This is a genomic window from Haemophilus seminalis, from assembly GCF_006384255.1.
Classification (GTDB): domain Bacteria; phylum Pseudomonadota; class Gammaproteobacteria; order Enterobacterales; family Pasteurellaceae; genus Haemophilus; species Haemophilus seminalis.
Genome location: NZ_VCED01000008.1, coordinates 67,744 through 83,077 on the forward strand (window position 1 = coordinate 67,744; position 15,334 = coordinate 83,077).

At 38.8% G+C, this 15,334-nt stretch carries 22 protein-coding genes; 18 read left to right on the plus strand and 4 right to left on the minus strand.

Translation table 11 applies throughout. The features are described from left to right. Positions 1–56: 56 nt before the first annotated feature. Positions 57–1,583: a factor H binding protein domain-containing protein gene (locus FE813_RS10575; protein ID WP_208430673.1), complete on the minus strand. Its 1,527-nt coding sequence runs from the start codon at positions 1,581–1,583 to the stop codon at positions 57–59. Positions 1,584–1,714: 131 nt separating this feature from the next. Between FE813_RS10575 and FE813_RS09530 the strand changes: the two genes are divergently transcribed. Further along, complete coding sequence (locus FE813_RS09530) at positions 1,715–2,125, plus strand: helix-turn-helix domain-containing protein (RefSeq protein WP_111407994.1); 411 nt, start codon at positions 1,715–1,717, stop codon at positions 2,123–2,125. A 231-nt stretch (positions 2,126–2,356) separates the two neighbouring features. On the opposite strand, the gene FE813_RS09535 is transcribed toward FE813_RS09530, so the two are convergent. Beyond that, positions 2,357–3,559 carry an aromatic amino acid transporter gene (locus FE813_RS09535; protein ID WP_139990348.1) on the minus strand — a complete coding sequence of 401 codons (1,203 nt, stop codon included), beginning with the start codon at positions 3,557–3,559 and terminating at the stop codon, positions 2,357–2,359. Between the two features lie 185 nt (positions 3,560–3,744). Here FE813_RS09535 and FE813_RS09540 point away from each other — a divergent pair, with 185 nt between their 5' ends. Next, positions 3,745–4,608 carry a YicC/YloC family endoribonuclease gene (locus FE813_RS09540; RefSeq protein WP_139990349.1) on the plus strand — a complete coding sequence of 288 codons (864 nt, stop codon included), beginning with the start codon at positions 3,745–3,747 and terminating at the stop codon, positions 4,606–4,608. A 9-nt stretch (positions 4,609–4,617) separates the two neighbouring features. Then, positions 4,618–5,457 carry a CAF17-like 4Fe-4S cluster assembly/insertion protein YgfZ gene (ygfZ, locus tag FE813_RS09545; RefSeq protein ID WP_139990350.1) on the plus strand — a complete coding sequence of 280 codons (840 nt, stop codon included), beginning with the start codon at positions 4,618–4,620 and terminating at the stop codon, positions 5,455–5,457. A 50-nt stretch (positions 5,458–5,507) separates the two neighbouring features. On the opposite strand, the gene trmL is transcribed toward ygfZ, so the two are convergent. Together trmL and rsmD are read right to left on the minus strand one after the other, a co-directional pair. Then, positions 5,508–5,990, minus strand: coding sequence for a tRNA (uridine(34)/cytosine(34)/5-carboxymethylaminomethyluridine(34)-2'-O)-methyltransferase TrmL (trmL, locus tag FE813_RS09550; protein WP_139990351.1), 483 nt, complete (start codon positions 5,988–5,990; stop codon positions 5,508–5,510). A 9-nt stretch (positions 5,991–5,999) separates the two neighbouring features. Next, positions 6,000–6,581, minus strand: a complete 582-nt coding sequence (gene rsmD, locus FE813_RS09555; RefSeq protein ID WP_139990352.1) for a 16S rRNA (guanine(966)-N(2))-methyltransferase RsmD — start codon at positions 6,579–6,581, stop codon at positions 6,000–6,002. A 96-nt stretch (positions 6,582–6,677) separates the two neighbouring features. On the opposite strand from rsmD, the gene ftsY reads away from it, so the two are divergent. The 15 genes from ftsY to FE813_RS09630 all read left to right on the plus strand — a co-directional run bounded on the left by ftsY (position 6,678) and on the right by FE813_RS09630 (position 15,325). Next, positions 6,678–8,024 (plus strand): signal recognition particle-docking protein FtsY, encoded by a 1,347-nt coding sequence (gene ftsY, locus FE813_RS09560; protein WP_180978727.1) that lies wholly within the window; start codon positions 6,678–6,680, stop codon positions 8,022–8,024. An 18-nt stretch (positions 8,025–8,042) separates the two neighbouring features. Beyond that, positions 8,043–8,699, plus strand: coding sequence for a cell division ATP-binding protein FtsE (gene ftsE, locus FE813_RS09565; RefSeq protein ID WP_005635730.1), 657 nt, complete (start codon positions 8,043–8,045; stop codon positions 8,697–8,699). Between the two features lie 9 nt (positions 8,700–8,708). Then, positions 8,709–9,641 (plus strand): permease-like cell division protein FtsX, encoded by a 933-nt coding sequence (gene ftsX / locus FE813_RS09570; protein WP_106013880.1) that lies wholly within the window; start codon positions 8,709–8,711, stop codon positions 9,639–9,641. Between the two features lie 319 nt (positions 9,642–9,960). Then, positions 9,961–10,272, plus strand: a complete 312-nt coding sequence (gene rpsJ / locus FE813_RS09575) for a 30S ribosomal protein S10 (RefSeq protein ID WP_001181005.1) — start codon at positions 9,961–9,963, stop codon at positions 10,270–10,272. 16 nt (positions 10,273–10,288) lie between these two features. Beyond that, the gene (gene rplC, locus FE813_RS09580) at positions 10,289–10,915 is read left to right on the plus strand and encodes a 50S ribosomal protein L3 (RefSeq protein WP_005632753.1); all 627 of its coding nucleotides are present in this window, start codon (positions 10,289–10,291) and stop codon (positions 10,913–10,915) included. A 15-nt stretch (positions 10,916–10,930) separates the two neighbouring features. Continuing rightward, a complete protein-coding gene (gene rplD / locus FE813_RS09585) occupies positions 10,931–11,533 on the plus strand; it encodes a 50S ribosomal protein L4 (protein WP_139990354.1) in 603 nt (200 codons plus the stop codon). After that, positions 11,530–11,829 (plus strand): 50S ribosomal protein L23, encoded by a 300-nt coding sequence (gene rplW / locus FE813_RS09590; protein ID WP_005625900.1) that lies wholly within the window; start codon positions 11,530–11,532, stop codon positions 11,827–11,829. The genes rplD and rplW overlap by 4 nt, the downstream gene beginning before the upstream one ends. A gap of 17 nt (positions 11,830–11,846) precedes the next feature. After that, positions 11,847–12,668 carry a 50S ribosomal protein L2 gene (gene rplB / locus FE813_RS09595; protein ID WP_005625898.1) on the plus strand — a complete coding sequence of 274 codons (822 nt, stop codon included), beginning with the start codon at positions 11,847–11,849 and terminating at the stop codon, positions 12,666–12,668. 25 nt (positions 12,669–12,693) lie between these two features. Beyond that, entirely contained in the window at positions 12,694–12,969 is a 276-nt protein-coding gene (gene rpsS / locus FE813_RS09600; RefSeq protein WP_005539416.1) for a 30S ribosomal protein S19, read from the plus strand. An 11-nt stretch (positions 12,970–12,980) separates the two neighbouring features. Further along, positions 12,981–13,313 carry a 50S ribosomal protein L22 gene (rplV, locus tag FE813_RS09605; protein WP_005625897.1) on the plus strand — a complete coding sequence of 111 codons (333 nt, stop codon included), beginning with the start codon at positions 12,981–12,983 and terminating at the stop codon, positions 13,311–13,313. A gap of 17 nt (positions 13,314–13,330) precedes the next feature. Continuing rightward, the gene (gene rpsC / locus FE813_RS09610; RefSeq protein ID WP_005625894.1) at positions 13,331–14,038 is read left to right on the plus strand and encodes a 30S ribosomal protein S3; all 708 of its coding nucleotides are present in this window, start codon (positions 13,331–13,333) and stop codon (positions 14,036–14,038) included. 13 nt (positions 14,039–14,051) lie between these two features. Beyond that, positions 14,052–14,462, plus strand: coding sequence for a 50S ribosomal protein L16 (rplP, locus tag FE813_RS09615; protein ID WP_005625890.1), 411 nt, complete (start codon positions 14,052–14,054; stop codon positions 14,460–14,462). After that, entirely contained in the window at positions 14,462–14,653 is a 192-nt protein-coding gene (gene rpmC / locus FE813_RS09620; RefSeq protein WP_005625888.1) for a 50S ribosomal protein L29, read from the plus strand. Before rplP ends, rpmC begins: the two co-directional genes overlap by 1 nt. Further along, the gene (gene rpsQ, locus FE813_RS09625; RefSeq protein WP_053465800.1) at positions 14,653–14,910 is read left to right on the plus strand and encodes a 30S ribosomal protein S17; all 258 of its coding nucleotides are present in this window, start codon (positions 14,653–14,655) and stop codon (positions 14,908–14,910) included. Before rpmC ends, rpsQ begins: the two co-directional genes overlap by 1 nt. A 142-nt stretch (positions 14,911–15,052) precedes the next feature. Continuing rightward, positions 15,053–15,325, plus strand: a complete 273-nt coding sequence (locus FE813_RS09630; protein ID WP_118861555.1) for a hypothetical protein — start codon at positions 15,053–15,055, stop codon at positions 15,323–15,325. Positions 15,326–15,334: the final 9 nt, after the last annotated feature.

The following is a 15,334-nucleotide window of genomic DNA, read 5'->3' on the forward strand; positions in this document are numbered from 1 at the left end:
GTAAATCGCATTTGCTCTAAAAATTAGGGCGAATGTAATTCGCCCCTACAGAAAGGTTATTTTTGAATTTCACCACGGGTACCACCGAAGCCAACCACATCTTTTCCATCAAAGGAAACCTTACCACCAATTTCTTCTGCGTTTTTGCCGAAGAAATCTAATGAGTAAGAGCCTGATTTATAGCTTTGTGTTGCAGTAGATGAAATACCTGCTCCAGAAATAGAGCCTTGTGCTAGTGCAATATCGTTTCCTAAGCCTGTAATACTGCCTGAACCTGTTTTATTTGAGAAATCAACACGATAAGCCAATACCCCTTCTTCTTTAGCATCAAACGCTTTGCCACTATAATTAGCAGTTCCCTCAGTTGGAATCGCTTCTAATTTTGTTTTTAGACCAGTAATTCTCACATTAGATAATTCATTAATAGTAGAATAATTACGCATACCTGATGTAGTATCAGCAATAATGATTGAATACGGTTGATTATAGATTGCTTTACCGGTAGTAATAGTTTCTTCTACTGAATAGCAACGTCCATTTGTACAACCAGATGAGGAACTACTTGATGTGCCATATTGGTTTGTAGTTAGCCCATTACGATATTGTCCATTATAAATTCCTTTAGCATTATTGATGATAAGTGTTTCAAGGTTAGCTTTTGCTGTATCTTCATCTAAATCTACATTATTTTTAGCAAAATCAGCGGCTTGATATTTATCAAGACCTTCAGCAATAGCAAGTTTTGTCAAATCTTTTATTTTAATCATTTTATCTAAATTTGCTTTAGATACATCATCTTCATTATTGATATTATTTTGCGCAAATTGTTTTGCTTCGTCATCGTTTAGCCCTTTAGCTTTAGCTTGTTCAATTAACTCAGCAGTTTTTTGTGCAATACGAGCTTCTTCTGCTTTACGTGCTTCTTCAGCTTTACGAGCTTCTTCGGCTTTACGAGCTTCTTCGGCTTTGCGTGCTTCTTCGGCTTTGCGTGCTTCTTCAGCTTTACGAGCTTCTTCGGCTTTGCGTGCTTCTTCAGCTTTACGAGCTTCTTCGGCTTTGCGAGCTTCTTCGGCTTTGCGAGCTTCTTCGGCTTTGCGTGCTTCTTCAGCTTTACGAGCTTCTTCAGCTTTACGAGCTTCTTCGGCTTTGCGAGCTTCTTCGGCTTTGCGAGCTTCTTCGGCTTTGCGTGCTTCTTCAGCTTTGCGTGCTTCTTCAGCTTTACGAGCTTCTTCGGCTTTGCGAGCTTCTTCGGCTTTGCGTGCTTCTTCGGCTTTACGGTTTTCTTCCGCGATACGAGCTTCTTCAGCCTTACGAGCCTCTTCGGCTTTACGGTTTTCTTCCGCGATACGAGCTTCTTCGGCTTTACGAGCTTCTTCGGCTTTACGAGCTTCTTCGGCTTTACGAGCTTCTTCAGCTTTACGAGCTTCTTCAGCTTTCTTAGCATCAGTTACTTGCTGACGACTTTGTTCATTTTGAGCGGTTGGTTGATTGGTGTTTAGTGTGCTTGAATTGCCACCACTACTTCCACAGCCTGTTAATACAGCTAAAATTGCTGTTGCAATAGTTACATTTTTTAATTTCATAGAGCCTCAATAAATAAAAGTAGGAGAAAAAATCCAAAACCATTATAATTTGGCAAAAATTATGTACAATAAACCAACAGTTACATTTAGTTACCGAATTAAGGTAACGGCTTACCTTTAGAGGGCAATGCATGAAAATTAATGAGAAAATCCGTCAATTACGCGAACAGCATCAGTTATCGCAAGAAAATATGGCGGATAAATTAGGGATGTCGGTAACAGGTTATGGGAAAATTGAGCGAGGTGAAGTGCGTTCAAATCTATCTCGTTTAGAACAGATCTCTGAAGTATTTGATATGGATATTTGTGAGCTGCTCTCAGTGGGAGAAACTGAAAAAATATATTTTAATAATACTGATAATGATTTTAGTAATTCTCATAATTTTTGCTTTGCTGTTGGGAATGGAAATACAGATCAAATCATTCAACAATTACAATTAATATTAAGCCATAAAGATGAATTATTAGCTCAAAAAGATAAAATTATAAATGGGTTAGAAAGAGAAATTGCGTTATTAAGAAAATTAAAAGAAAATCAATAAATTAGTTTTTATAAGGACAAGTAACAGCTTATAGTATAATTTTATTTTTTCTTCTTTTTAATAGCTAATATAAAGTTAGATAATTTCGTCTATTGATTCAAATTCCTTGCCATAAAAACATTCTGCTTTTAAATCCAAGATTATAAAAAATCTGTACCTTAATTAGCTAGCTATTTAGCCTAACTTTTGGAGTACAGATTAATTGAATAATGTTTTTTGATATTTATATTATTAACCCACTACAAATGGCAAGTAACCCGCACGAATCGTAAATGGAATGGATGTAATGATTACGCCTAATACTAATACGATAATTAAAGTCAGATTTCCTCCCCATACTTTGTATGGCAAATCGGTGTGAGTTCGACGAGCTTTCCAAACGAGGCTAACTGGTAATACTACGGCATAGAATGCAAACATTTGACCTGCGTAGCCTAGTGCTAAAATAAAACCTTCAGGGTAAAATAATGCAAAAACAAGTGGTGGAATAAAAGTCAGTAAACCAAGTGAAATTCTGCCTGCTGTAACGTTAAATGAACGTTTTAGTAAATCTTCAATACATTCTAATAAGCCAAGCCCTACGCCCAAGAAAGAAGTAACCAACGCCAAAGTTGAGAATAATTTTACCGCACCTGCGATCATGTTACTACCAGTGATAGCAAGCGTTGCTTTTACTAAACCATTTAAGGTGGCGTCTTCTTTTAAGATTTGTAAAAACTCATTTTGTGTGAGCAAGCCATGAGTGGACATTTGCCACAAAATATAAGCGAAAAGGGTAATTGCTGAACCTGCCAAAATAGAAATGCGTAATGCTTTTACGTTTCCGTCTAAGTATTTATTTAAACTTGGAATGGAACCGTGGAAACCAAATGCTGTGAAAAATACAGGGCTTGCAGAGATAATTAAAGCATTATCAATTGGCGTCGCCATTAAGTTATCAAATTTGATTTCAGGCAACATTAAGCTTAACACCACGGCAAAGGCTGCAAGCATCACAAAAAATAACACGCGATTAATTTTATCTACGCTATGTGTGCCGATGACAATAAATGAACCGAAAATCACGGTAAATAATAAGATGCTAACTTTATCGCCAAAACTTTCTGGTAATAAATCTTTTAGTAGTGAACCGCCACCGCTGACATAAGCAGCAATTAATGCGTATAAGAAAATAATTAGCACGGCTGTGGCAATAATGCGTCCTGCTTTACCAAAATATTGCTCAGCGAGAGTGCCGATACCTGCATCACTTTCTGCAGTTTGATAGAGCTCAACGAATAAAAGTGCACTAAAAGTTAATAATGCCCAAAGCCCTAATAATAAGACTAAAGTAAAGCCGAATCCGATACCGGCGGAAGTGAGTGGCATAGCCAACATCCCCGCGCCAATCATCGTACCGGCAACGAGAAGTGTGCTGCCTACAGTTTTGTTCATGTTTGCTTCCTTATTGTGTAATAATAAATTTACGATGATTGTATTTTAAAATTTACAGTGTGTAAACGGCAGAATACAAAATATCTTTATTATTTACCGCACTTTTCTTTTCCCTTTCTACGTTCATCTCGTTAAAATACTTAGCGAATCAACTAAGACAAAGCTAAGACAAAATAGGAGAGCTTATGATTTACAGTATGACCGCTTTTGCACGCCTTGAAGTGAAAAAAGATTGGGGCGATGCAGTATGGGAAATTCGTTCCGTTAACCAACGTTATTTAGAAAACTTTTTCCGTTTGCCAGAGCAATTCCGAGGATTAGAAAACACGTTGCGTGAAAAACTTCGTCAAAGTCTTACTCGCGGCAAAATCGAATGTTCTTTGCGCATTGAAACAAAAAAACAAACAAATGCTGAATTAAATTTAAATAAAGAGCTTGCGAATCAAGTGATTCAATCTTTGCAATGGATTAAAGCTCAAGCTGGAGAAGGTGAAATTAATTTGACAGACGTGTTGCGTTACCCTGGTGTGGTGGAAGCGCAAGAGCAAGACTTAGATGCGATTAGTCAAGATTTGTTGACAGCTTTTGATGATTTACTGACAGATTTTATTGCAATGCGTGGTCGTGAAGGTGAAAAACTGAACGATATTATTCAACAACGCTTAGATGCCATTGCTGTGGAGGCCGATAAAGTGCGGTCACAAATGCCGGCAGTTTTACAATGGCAACGTGAGCGTTTATTGCAACGTTTTGAAGATGCTCAAGTTAATCTTGATCCTCAACGTGTGGAACAAGAAATGATTTTATTGGCTCAACGCGTTGATGTGGCGGAAGAGCTCGATCGTTTACAAATGCACGTGAAAGAAACCACGAATATTTTGAAAAAAGGCGGTGCAGTTGGTCGTAAATTAGATTTTATGATGCAAGAATTGAATCGTGAATCCAATACCCTTGCGTCCAAATCCATTAATGCCGATATCACGGCTTCTGCGGTTGAGCTAAAAGTGCTTATCGAACAAATGCGTGAGCAAATCCAGAATTTAGAATAGGAAAGCAGAATGTCTCAATTTATTTCTCTTACTCAATATCAACTGATTGAGGCACATGGTGCTGATGCAGAAAAATATTTGCAAGGGCAGTTAACCACGGATGTTGTGCGATTAGCAAGTGGAGCAACAACACTTACAGCTCACTGCGATCCAAAAGGTAAAATGAATGCAATTTATCGTTTGTTTAAAGTAAGTAGTGAGCAATTCTTTTTACTTATTAAGAAAGATCTTTTGCCAAGCGGACTAGATGCCTTGAAAAAATATGCGGTATTTTCAAAAGTTAGTTTTGATTTACGTGATTGGAAAATCATTGGTGTGATAGGTGAAAAATGTGAAAAAATTACATCGCACTTTTCATGGGAAATGGATGGACTGCGTTCAATTTTATTGAATGAAACTGAATTACCTGTGAATTTTAATGGCGATGAAAAAATTTGGGATGTAGCCGATATTCAAGCGGGATTGCCAAATTTAAGTCCGCAAACGCAAAATGAATTTATCCCACAGGCGCTAAATTTACAGGTTATTGAGCAAGCCATTTCTTTTACTAAAGGTTGCTATATTGGACAAGAAACGGTAGCTCGTGCGAAATATCGTGGTGCGAACAAACGTGCAATGTTTGTCTTTAAAGCACAAACCCAGCAGGAAGCTGAAATTGGCAGTGAAATCGAAATGCAGATTGAATCTAATTGGCGAAAAACAGGCACGATTACAAGTGAGGTCAATTTAGACGGTATTTTATGGTTGCAAGTTGTGATGAATAACGACACGACAGCTAAACAAAAATTTCGCTTACTAAATGGGGTACCGCTGGAGTATGTCGTATTGCCTTACTCACTGGGTGAATAAGGCAGTTTAAAAAACAGGTGATCGAGTTGATTTTATCGATCACCTATTTTTTATTTGGCTTCAGGTAAATTGATTGCGCCTTCATAGCCTAATTGTCGCCACGCTTCATAAACCGTTACTGCGACCGAATTAGACAAGTTCATACTGCGGCTATTGGCTATCATTGGAATGCGGATTTTTTGTTCCATAGGTATTTCATTTAAAATTGACATTGGAATACCACGAGTTTCTGGGCCAAACATTAAATAATCACCAAGTTCAAACTTCACTTGGCTATGTGCAGGACTGCCTTTTGTTGTGAGTGCAAAGAGACGTTTGGGTTTCTCGCTTTCTAAAAAGGCTTCAAAAGTCTTGTGACGTTTGATTTCCGCAAATTCGTGATAATCCAAACCTGAGCGGCGTAAGCGTTTATCATCCCAGGTGAAACCTAGTGGTTCAATTAAGTGCAAGCGAAATCCTGTATTGGCACAAAGGCGAATAATGTTACCGGTATTTTGTGGGATCTCAGGTTCATATAAAACGATATCTAACATAATTTTTCTCTAATTCTGATATAAACGATAACTCACCATTCCCGTTGTTTTTTCTTTCAATAACGTCCAGTTTTCAGGTGTGATGAGTGGTTTATCTTTCTCTGTTTCTACGTAAATTAACGCATTGGGTTTTAGCCAATTATTTTCACAAAGCAAGTTAATTGCTTGTTCTGCCAAATTAAAATGAAAGGGTGGATCTAAAAACACGACATCAAAGTGCGGTTGATTTTGTGGCTGTTTTAGAAAATCCAAACTACTTTGATTAATTACTTCAGCCTGTTCTGATGAGCATTTGAGCGTTTGTAAATTCTTTTTTAATTGATTGGCGACGGTTTTATCTAATTCTAAAAAAGTCACTTTTTTCGCTTGGCGAGAAAGTGCCTCAAAACCTAATGAGCCACTCCCCGCAAAGCCATCTAAACATTCAGACTGATGGATATAAGGCATTAACCAATTAAAAAGCGTTTCTTTCACTCTATCGCCAGTTGGGCGTAAGCCTTCTGAATTTAATACTGGAAGTCTTCGCCCTCGCCACAGTCCAGCAATAATGCGAACCTCGCCCTTTGCATTTGGCGTTTGTATTTTTTTCATAAAGATTCGATTTTTATTGAAAATTGTGCTTAGTTTAGACGATTTTTTGCTAGAATAAACGACATTTTTATCGGATTACAGTTAAGAGAGCATTTTATGGCTGAAGAAAATAAAAAAGGCGGATTTTGGGCATCGTTATTTGGGCGTAATAAAAAGCAAGATGAACCTAAAATTGAGCCGATAATAGAAGAAGAAAATATTACAGATATCGAGCCGTCTATTGAAAAACTTGAAACTCATGATTTAGTTGAAGAACCGTCTGAATTAGAGGCAGTAGAAAGTGCGGTGGATTCTGAGCCGTTTTTAGCAGAAAGCATTGAGACGAATGAAATTGTTGAAGAAGAAAAAATACAGGAAATTTCAACCGCACTTGAGCCGGTCGAAGAAATCATCGAAGCGAAAAATTTAGAAGATGACCTTCCGATTACAGAAACAGTGGTTGAATCTGAAATTGTTGAAGATATTAAAGATGAGCTTCAGCCTGTTGTTGAAATTGAAACTCGCGAAAAGCCAAGTGAAGGGGGATTTTTTAGTCGTTTAGTTAAGGGATTACTGAAAACTAAACAAAATATTGGCGCGGGTTTTCGTAGTTTTTTCTTAGGAAAGAAAATTGATGATGAGTTGTTTGAAAAATTAGAAGAACAACTTTTGATTGCGGATATTGGCGTGCCGACAACAAGTAAAATTATCAAAAATTTGACTGAGCATGCAAGTCGCAAAGAATTACAAGATGCTGAGCTTTTATATCAACAACTAAAAGTAGAAATGGCGGATATTCTTGAGCCAGTGGCACAGTCTCTTGTGATTGATACTACGAAGAAACCTTACGTAATTTTAATGGTGGGTGTAAATGGCGTGGGTAAAACGACGACAATTGGTAAACTTGCACGTAAATTTCAGGCTGAAGGAAAATCAGTGATGCTTGCGGCGGGCGATACTTTCCGTGCTGCGGCCGTTGAGCAGCTTCAAGTTTGGGGCGAGCGTAATCATATTCCAGTTGTTGCCCAAAGCACCGGTTCTGATTCTGCATCGGTGATTTTTGATGCGATGCAATCAGCGGCTGCACGCAATATTGATATTCTTATTGCGGATACGGCGGGTCGCCTGCAAAATAAAAATAACTTAATGGACGAACTGAAAAAAATTGTTCGTGTTATGAAAAAATATGATGAAACTGCGCCACATGAAATTATGCTTACGCTGGATGCTGGCACGGGACAAAATGCTATTAGCCAAGCGAAATTATTTAATGAAGCTGTGGGTTTAACAGGGATATCTCTAACAAAATTAGATGGCACGGCAAAAGGAGGCGTGATTTTTGCTATAGCCGATCAGTTTAAGTTGCCTATTCGGTATATCGGTGTAGGCGAGAAAATTGAAGATTTACGTGAGTTTAATGCCAAAGAATTTATTGAGGCATTATTCGTTCACGAAGAAGAATAAAAAGAATAAGGAAAAATTGTGATTAAATTCTCAAATGTTTCTAAAGCCTATCATGGTGCAACGCAGCCAGCGTTACAAGGCTTGAATTTTCATCTTCCTGTGGGAAGTATGACTTATTTGGTTGGACATTCAGGCGCAGGGAAAAGTACATTGCTCAAGCTTATTATGGGTATGGAAAAAGCCAACGCGGGTCAAATTTGGTTTAACGGACACGATATTACTCGCTTGTCAAAATATGAAATTCCGTTTCTACGTCGCCAAATTGGCATGGTTCACCAAGATTATCGTTTATTAACAGATCGTACGGTGGTGGAAAATGTAGCATTGCCATTGATTATTGCAGGTATGCATCCAAAAGATGCGCATACACGAGCGATGGCATCTTTAGACCGTGTAGGATTGCGTAATAAAGCGCACTATTTGCCACCACAAATTTCTGGTGGGGAGCAGCAACGCGTGGATATTGCACGTGCGATTGTGCATAAACCTCAACTCTTACTAGCAGATGAACCAACGGGTAATTTAGACGATGAACTTTCTTTAGGCATTTTTAATTTGTTTGAAGAATTTAATCGTCTAGGAATGACTGTGTTAATTGCTACTCACGACATTAATTTAATTCAACAAAAACCAAAACCTTGTCTTGTGCTTGAACAAGGTTATTTACGTTATTAAGGAATAATCATGAGCCGACCAACGGATGCATCCTTTTTTGTTCAAACAGCCTATACTTTGCGTGCAGTATGGGCGGATTTATGGCAACGTAAATTTGGCACACTACTCACGATTTTGGTGATTGCTGTATCTCTGACGATCCCAACCGTGAGCTATTTAATGTGGAAAAATTTACATTTAGCGACCACGCAATTTTATCCAGAAAGTGAATTGACGATTTATCTTCACAAAAATTTAAGTGAAGAAGACGCGAATTTAGTGGTAGAGAAAATTCGTCAGCAAGAAGGGGTAGAATCATTGAATTATGTTTCTCGCCAAGAAAGTTTAAAGGAATTTAAAAGCTGGTCAGGCTTTGGCGAAGAGTTAGAAATTCTAGATGATAATCCATTACCTGCTGTCGTTATGGTAAAACCAACGAGCGAATTTAATGTTTCAGAAAAACGTGATGAGTTACGTACCAATTTAACTAAAATTAAAGGGGTACAAGAAGTTCGTTTAGATAACGATTGGATGGAAAAATTAACCGCACTTTCTTGGTTAATCGCCCATGTGGCAATTTTCTGCACTGTATTAATGACGATAGCGGTATTTTTGGTTATTGGTAACAGCATTCGCTCTGATGTGTACAGTAGCCGATCAAGTATTGATGTGATGAAATTGCTTGGTGCAACAGATCAATTTATTCTTCGTCCTTATCTTTATACAGGGATGATTTATGCCGTGTTAGGTGGGTTAGTTGCAGCAATTTTTAGTAGCTTTATTATCAGCTATTTTACTTCTGCAGTGAAATATGTAACGGATATTTTTGCCGTCCAATTCAGTTTGAATGGATTAGGCGTTGGCGAGTTTGTATTCTTATTAGTGTGCTGTTTAATTATGGGATATGTTGGTGCGTGGATTGTAGCAAAACGACATATCACGCTATTAGATAACCATCATTAATTTTAATATGTGAAGTGCGGTGATTTTTCTAAGTGTTTTTTGATGAGAAAATACGGCGATAAATGACCGCACTTTTTATTTGCTTTGAATAAATCCCTTGCAATTTGTTTAACTTTTGTGTAGTATTTGCGAGCTTTCAATATGAAAGCCGTTTAATGTAATCATTTATTAAACGAGCATGACGATATGTCACGCTAAACAATGTTTCCGATTTGGAGACTATATAACAGGTAACTTGCACCTCCTTTTCTATTTTGAAGTTAGAATTGTGATTGGTGTTAGTTTTTTATTAGCTAAATTTTATTGGAGCTCTGGTCTAATGCAGAACCAAAGAATCCGTATCCGCTTAAAAGCTTTCGATCACCGTTTGATCGATCAATCTACTGCGGAGATCGTAGAAACAGCTAAACGTACTGGTGCACAAGTTCGTGGTCCAATTCCTTTACCAACTCGTAAAGAGCGTTTCACCGTGTTGATTTCTCCACACGTAAACAAAGACGCACGTGACCAATACGAAATTCGTACACACAAACGTTTAGTAGATATCGTAGAGCCAACAGAAAAAACTGTTGATGCATTAATGCGTTTAGATTTGGCTGCCGGCGTGGACGTGCAGATCAGCCTAGGTTAATTAAGAGGTTATTACAATGATTGGTTTAGTCGGTCGTAAAGTTGGTATGACCCGTATCTTCAATGAAGACGGTGTTTCTGTACCAGTTACCGTTATCGAAATCGAAGCCAACCGCGTAACTCAAGTTAAAACTCTTGAAAACGATGGCTATACTGCAGTTCAAGTTACTACTGGTTCTAAAAAAGCGAATCGAGTAACTAAACCTGAAGCAGGTCATTTCGTGAAAGCAGGTGTTGAAGCTGGTCGCGGTTTATGGGAATTTCGTACTGAAGGTGAAGAATTCACTTTAGGTCAAGAAATCAATGTTGACATCTTTGCAGATGTTAAAAAAGTAGATGTTACCGGTACTTCTAAAGGTAAAGGTTTCCAAGGTGGTGTTAAACGTTGGAACTTCCGTACTCAAGATGCGACTCATGGTAACTCTTTATCACATCGTGTACTTGGTTCTATTGGTCAAAACCAAACTCCAGGTCGTGTGTTTAAAGGTAAAAAAATGGCAGGACATTTAGGTGCTGAACGTGTAACTGTTCAATCACTTGAAGTTGTTCGTGTAGATGCTGAGCGTAAATTGCTATTAGTAAAAGGTTCTGTACCTGGTGCTATCAATGGCGATGTTATCGTTAAGCCAGCAGTTAAAGCATAAGTCTAGGAGATAGAGATGGAATTACAAGTTGTAGGTGCAAGCGCACTAACTGTTTCTGAAACTACCTTCGGACGTGAGTTTAACGAAGCGTTGATCCACCAAGTTGTTGTTGCTTATGCAGCAGGTGCGCGTCAAGGTACTCGTGCGCAAAAAACTCGTGCTGAAGTGTCTGGTTCAGGTAAAAAACCTTGGCGTCAAAAAGGTACAGGTCGTGCTCGTGCTGGTGATATCAAATCACCAATCTGGCGTTCTGGTGGTATAACCTTCGCGGCTAAACCACAAGATCACAGCCAAAAAGTGAACAAGAAAATGTACCGTGGTGCTATCAAAAGCATTCTTTCTGAATTAGTTCGTCAAGACCGTTTGGTTGTTGTTGAAAAATTCGAATTAGATGCACCAAAAACTAAAGTTTTAGTACAAAAATTAAAAGATTTAGCAGTTGAAGATGCATTAATTATCACAGCAAGTTTAGATGAAAATCTATTCTTAGCAGCACGTAACTTATACAAAGTTGATGTACGTGATGTTCAAGGTATCGATCCAGTTAGCTTAATCGCTTTCGATAAAGTGATTGTTACTGTTGACGCTGTGAAACAAATTGAGGAGATCCTAGCATGAGTCAAGAACGTTTGCTAAGCGTGCTACGTGCACCGCACATCTCTGAAAAAGCAACTAACAATGCTGAAAAATCTAACACTGTTGTACTTAAAGTTGCTTTAGATGCGAACAAAGCTGAAATTGCTGCTGCTGTTGCTCAATTATTTGAAGTAAAAGTTGACTCTGTTCGTACCGTGGTTGTTAAAGGTAAAACTAAACGCCGTGGTAGCAAAATGGGTCGTCGCAGCGACTGGAAAAAAGCTTATGTAACTTTAGCCGAAGGCCAAAACTTGGACTTCGTGGACAGTGCAGAGTAATCGGAGGAAATTAGAGAATGGCTATCGTTAAATGTAAGCCGACCTCCGCTGGTCGTCGTCACGTTGTTAAAATCGTGAACCCTGAATTACACAAGGGTAAACCTTACGCACCTCTTCTAGATACTAAATCTAAAACTGGTGGTCGTAACAACTATGGTCGTATTACTACTCGTCACATTGGTGGCGGTCATAAACAACACTACCGTTTAATCGATTTCAAACGTAACAAGTTAGACATCCCAGCGGTTGTTGAGCGTTTAGAATATGATCCAAACCGTTCTGCTAACATTGCTTTAGTGCTTTATAAAGATGGTGAACGCCGTTATATCTTAGCACCTAAAGGTCTGTCAGTAGGCGATCAAATCCAAGCTGGCGTAAACTCACCAATTAAAGTGGGTAACTCATTACCAATGCGTAATATCCCAGTTGGTTCAACAGTACATAACGTTGAATTAAAACCAGGTAAAGGCGGTCAAATCGCTCGTTCTGCTGGTGCTTATGTACAAATCATCGCACGTGAAGGCAACTATGTAACTTTACGTTTACGTTCAGGTGAAATGCGTAAAGTATTAGCTGAATGTGTTGCAACAATCGGTGAAGTTGGTAACTCAGAACATATGCTTCGCGTATTGGGTAAAGCTGGTGCTAACCGCTGGAGAGGTATTCGCCCTACAGTTCGTGGTACTGCAATGAACCCAGTAGATCACCCACACGGTGGTGGTGAAGGTCGTAACTTTGGTAAACACCCAGTAACTCCTTGGGGCGTTCAAACCAAAGGTAAGAAAACTCGTCACAATAAACGTACTGATAAATATATCGTACGTCGTCGTGGCAAATAATAGATTAAATTAAAGAGGATTAGCCATGCCACGTTCTCTCAAGAAGGGTCCTTTCCTTGACCTACACTTGTTGAAGAAGGTAGAGAAGGCGGTGGAAAGCGGGGATAAAAAACCAATCAAAACTTGGTCCCGTCGTTCAATGATCATTCCATCAATGATCGGATTGACCATCGCAGTCCATAATGGTCGTCAGCACGTTCCTGTTTATGTATCTGATGAAATGATCGGTCATAAGCTTGGTGAATTTGCACCGACTCGTACATACCGCGGTCACGCGGCAGATAAGAAAGCTAAGAAATAAGAGGTAAATAGATGGAAACTATCGCAAAACATCGTTACGCTCGCACTTCTGCCCAAAAAGCTCGCTTAGTTGCCGATTTAATTCGTGGTAAAAAAGTTGCGCAAGCACTAGAAATCTTAACTTTCACTAACAAAAAAGCAGCAGCTTTAGTGAAGAAAGTTTTAGAGTCAGCTATTGCAAACGCAGAGCACAATGACGGTGCAGATATCGATGATCTTAAAGTTGCTAAAATCTTCGTTGACGAAGGTCCTAGCATGAAACGTGTTATGCCACGTGCTAAAGGTCGTGCAGATCGTATTTTAAAACGTACTAGCCACATTACTGTGGTTGTGTCAGATCGTTAATAAGTAGAGGAATAGCAATGGGTCAAAAAGTACATCCACATGGTATTCGCCTAGGTATTGTTAAACCTTGGAGCTCTACTTGGTTCGCGAATACACAAGACTTCGCTGATAATCTTGAAGGCGATTTCAAAGTACGCAAATTCTTAAATAAAGAATTAGCAAATGCTTCAGTTTCACGTATTACTATTGAGCGTCCAGCTAAAAGTATTCGTGTAACTATTCACACAGCTCGTCCTGGTATCGTAATCGGTAAAAAAGGCGAAGATGTTGAAAAATTACGTAACGCAGTGTCTAAAATCGCTGGCGTTCCTGCTCAAATCAACATTGCTGAAGTGAAAAAACCTGAATTAGATGCGAAATTAGTTGCAGATAGCATCGCTTCTCAGTTAGAACGTCGTGTAATGTTCCGTCGTGCAATGAAACGTGCGGTACAAAGCGCAATGCGTTTAGGTGCTAAAGGTATCAAAGTTGAGGTTAGCGGTCGTTTAGGTGGTGCAGAAATCGCACGTTCAGAATGGTATCGTGAAGGTCGCGTACCTCTACATACTCTTCGTGCGGACATCGATTATAACACTGCAGAAGCTCACACAACTTACGGCGTAATCGGCGTGAAGGTGTGGATCTTCAAAGGTGAAATTCTTGGTGGAATGGCTGCCGTTGCGCAATCAGAACAACAACCTGCCGACAAGCCTAAAAAGGCTCCTCGCGGTAAAGGTCGTAAGTAAGGAGAAACGCTAAATGTTGCAACCAAAACGTACAAAATTCCGTAAAGTTCACAAAGGCCGCAACCGTGGTATCGCGGGCGGTACTGAAGTTAGCTTCGGTACTTACGGTTTAAAAGCAGTTGGTCGTTGTCGTTTAACCGCTCGTCAAATCGAAGCGGCACGTCGTGCAATGTCACGTGCAGTAAAACGTCAAGGTAAAATCTGGATTCGTGTATTCCCAGATAAACCAATTACTGAAAAACCATTAGAAGTCCGTATGGGTAAAGGTAAAGGTAACGTTGAGTACTGGGTAGCCTTAATCCAACCGGGTAAAGTGCTTTATGAGATGGATGGTGTGTCTGAAGAAGTAGCAAGAAACGCATTTGCATTAGCAGCTGCTAAATTGCCAGTTAAGACCACTTTCGTAACTAAGACGGTGATGTAATGAAAGCTCAAGATTTACGTACAAAAAGTGTTGAAGAGCTGAATGCTGAATTAGTAAACCTTTTAGGTGAACAATTCAAGTTGCGTATGCAGACAGCCACCGGTCAGCTTCAACAAACCCATCAGGCTAAACAAGTGCGTCGTGATATTGCACGTGTAAAAACTGTATTAACCGAAAAGGCGGGTGAGTAATGACTGATAAAATTCGTAGCGTACAAGGTAAAGTTGTTAGCGACAAAATGGAAAAATCTTTCGTTGTTGCTATTGAACGTAAGGTAAAACACCCTTTATATGGTAAATTTATCCGTCGTACAACTAAATTACACGTACACGATGAGAACAATGAAGCCAACGTTGGTGATATCGTAGAGATTCGCGAATGCCGCCCTCTATCAAAAACCAAATCTTGGACTTTAGTTCGTGTAGTTGAAAAAGCAGTTATTGCTTAATTTTCTACATTAAAAAATTAAAAGCCTTAGCGAAAGCTAGGGCTTTTTATGCTTTAAAGTGCGGTTAAAAAAACTTGATTTTTTTAATATAAATAAAAGTATATTATGTGTGAAATTTTGTTTAAGTAAGTTGAGATAGAAAATGGAATGGACAAGAGCTAAGAAAGTAACCGTAACAGCAGTTATTTTAGGTGCTGTTGCGGGTTATCAATTTAATGATTATGTTGAACAAACAAGATTTCCTATTGAAGTAGAATATCAATTAATGAGCAATTGTATTGGAAATTATGCTACCTTAGAAAAAAGAAAGATTTGTGCATGTGCGTTAGCTAAAGCAATAAATACAGTAGGAAAAGGTGGCGGAGAATATGAGTTTAAACAAAGTTTTAGTAAATATTATCAGAGATGTGATTAATTTGCTCTC

Bases quoted from the DNA above. Each gene is read 5' to 3' on its own strand.
- FE813_RS09630 (WP_118861555.1), top strand. From the start codon at position 15,053: ATGGAATGGACAAGAGCTAAGAAAGTAACCGTAACAGCAGTTATTTTA.
- rpmC (WP_005625888.1), top strand. From the start codon at position 14,462: ATGAAAGCTCAAGATTTACGTACAAAAAGTGTTGAAGAGCTGAATGCT.
- rplC (WP_005632753.1), top strand. From the start codon at position 10,289: ATGATTGGTTTAGTCGGTCGTAAAGTTGGTATGACCCGTATCTTCAAT.
- FE813_RS10575 (WP_208430673.1), bottom strand. From the start codon at position 1,583: ATGAAATTAAAAAATGTAACTATTGCAACAGCAATTTTAGCTGTATTA.
- trmL (WP_139990351.1), bottom strand. From the start codon at position 5,990: ATGTTAGATATCGTTTTATATGAACCTGAGATCCCACAAAATACCGGT.
- FE813_RS09540 (WP_139990349.1), top strand. From the start codon at position 3,745: ATGATTTACAGTATGACCGCTTTTGCACGCCTTGAAGTGAAAAAAGAT.
- rpsQ (WP_053465800.1), top strand. From the start codon at position 14,653: ATGACTGATAAAATTCGTAGCGTACAAGGTAAAGTTGTTAGCGACAAA.
- rplB (WP_005625898.1), top strand. From the start codon at position 11,847: ATGGCTATCGTTAAATGTAAGCCGACCTCCGCTGGTCGTCGTCACGTT.
- ygfZ (WP_139990350.1), top strand. From the start codon at position 4,618: ATGTCTCAATTTATTTCTCTTACTCAATATCAACTGATTGAGGCACAT.
- rplW (WP_005625900.1), top strand. From the start codon at position 11,530: ATGAGTCAAGAACGTTTGCTAAGCGTGCTACGTGCACCGCACATCTCT.
- rsmD (WP_139990352.1), bottom strand. From the start codon at position 6,581: ATGAAAAAAATACAAACGCCAAATGCAAAGGGCGAGGTTCGCATTATT.
- rpsJ (WP_001181005.1), top strand. From the start codon at position 9,961: ATGCAGAACCAAAGAATCCGTATCCGCTTAAAAGCTTTCGATCACCGT.
- FE813_RS09530 (WP_111407994.1), top strand. From the start codon at position 1,715: ATGAAAATTAATGAGAAAATCCGTCAATTACGCGAACAGCATCAGTTA.
- rpsC (WP_005625894.1), top strand. From the start codon at position 13,331: ATGGGTCAAAAAGTACATCCACATGGTATTCGCCTAGGTATTGTTAAA.
- rplP (WP_005625890.1), top strand. From the start codon at position 14,052: ATGTTGCAACCAAAACGTACAAAATTCCGTAAAGTTCACAAAGGCCGC.
- ftsY (WP_180978727.1), top strand. From the start codon at position 6,678: ATGGCTGAAGAAAATAAAAAAGGCGGATTTTGGGCATCGTTATTTGGG.
- ftsX (WP_106013880.1), top strand. From the start codon at position 8,709: ATGAGCCGACCAACGGATGCATCCTTTTTTGTTCAAACAGCCTATACT.
- rplD (WP_139990354.1), top strand. From the start codon at position 10,931: ATGGAATTACAAGTTGTAGGTGCAAGCGCACTAACTGTTTCTGAAACT.
- FE813_RS09535 (WP_139990348.1), bottom strand. From the start codon at position 3,559: ATGAACAAAACTGTAGGCAGCACACTTCTCGTTGCCGGTACGATGATT.
- rplV (WP_005625897.1), top strand. From the start codon at position 12,981: ATGGAAACTATCGCAAAACATCGTTACGCTCGCACTTCTGCCCAAAAA.
- rpsS (WP_005539416.1), top strand. From the start codon at position 12,694: ATGCCACGTTCTCTCAAGAAGGGTCCTTTCCTTGACCTACACTTGTTG.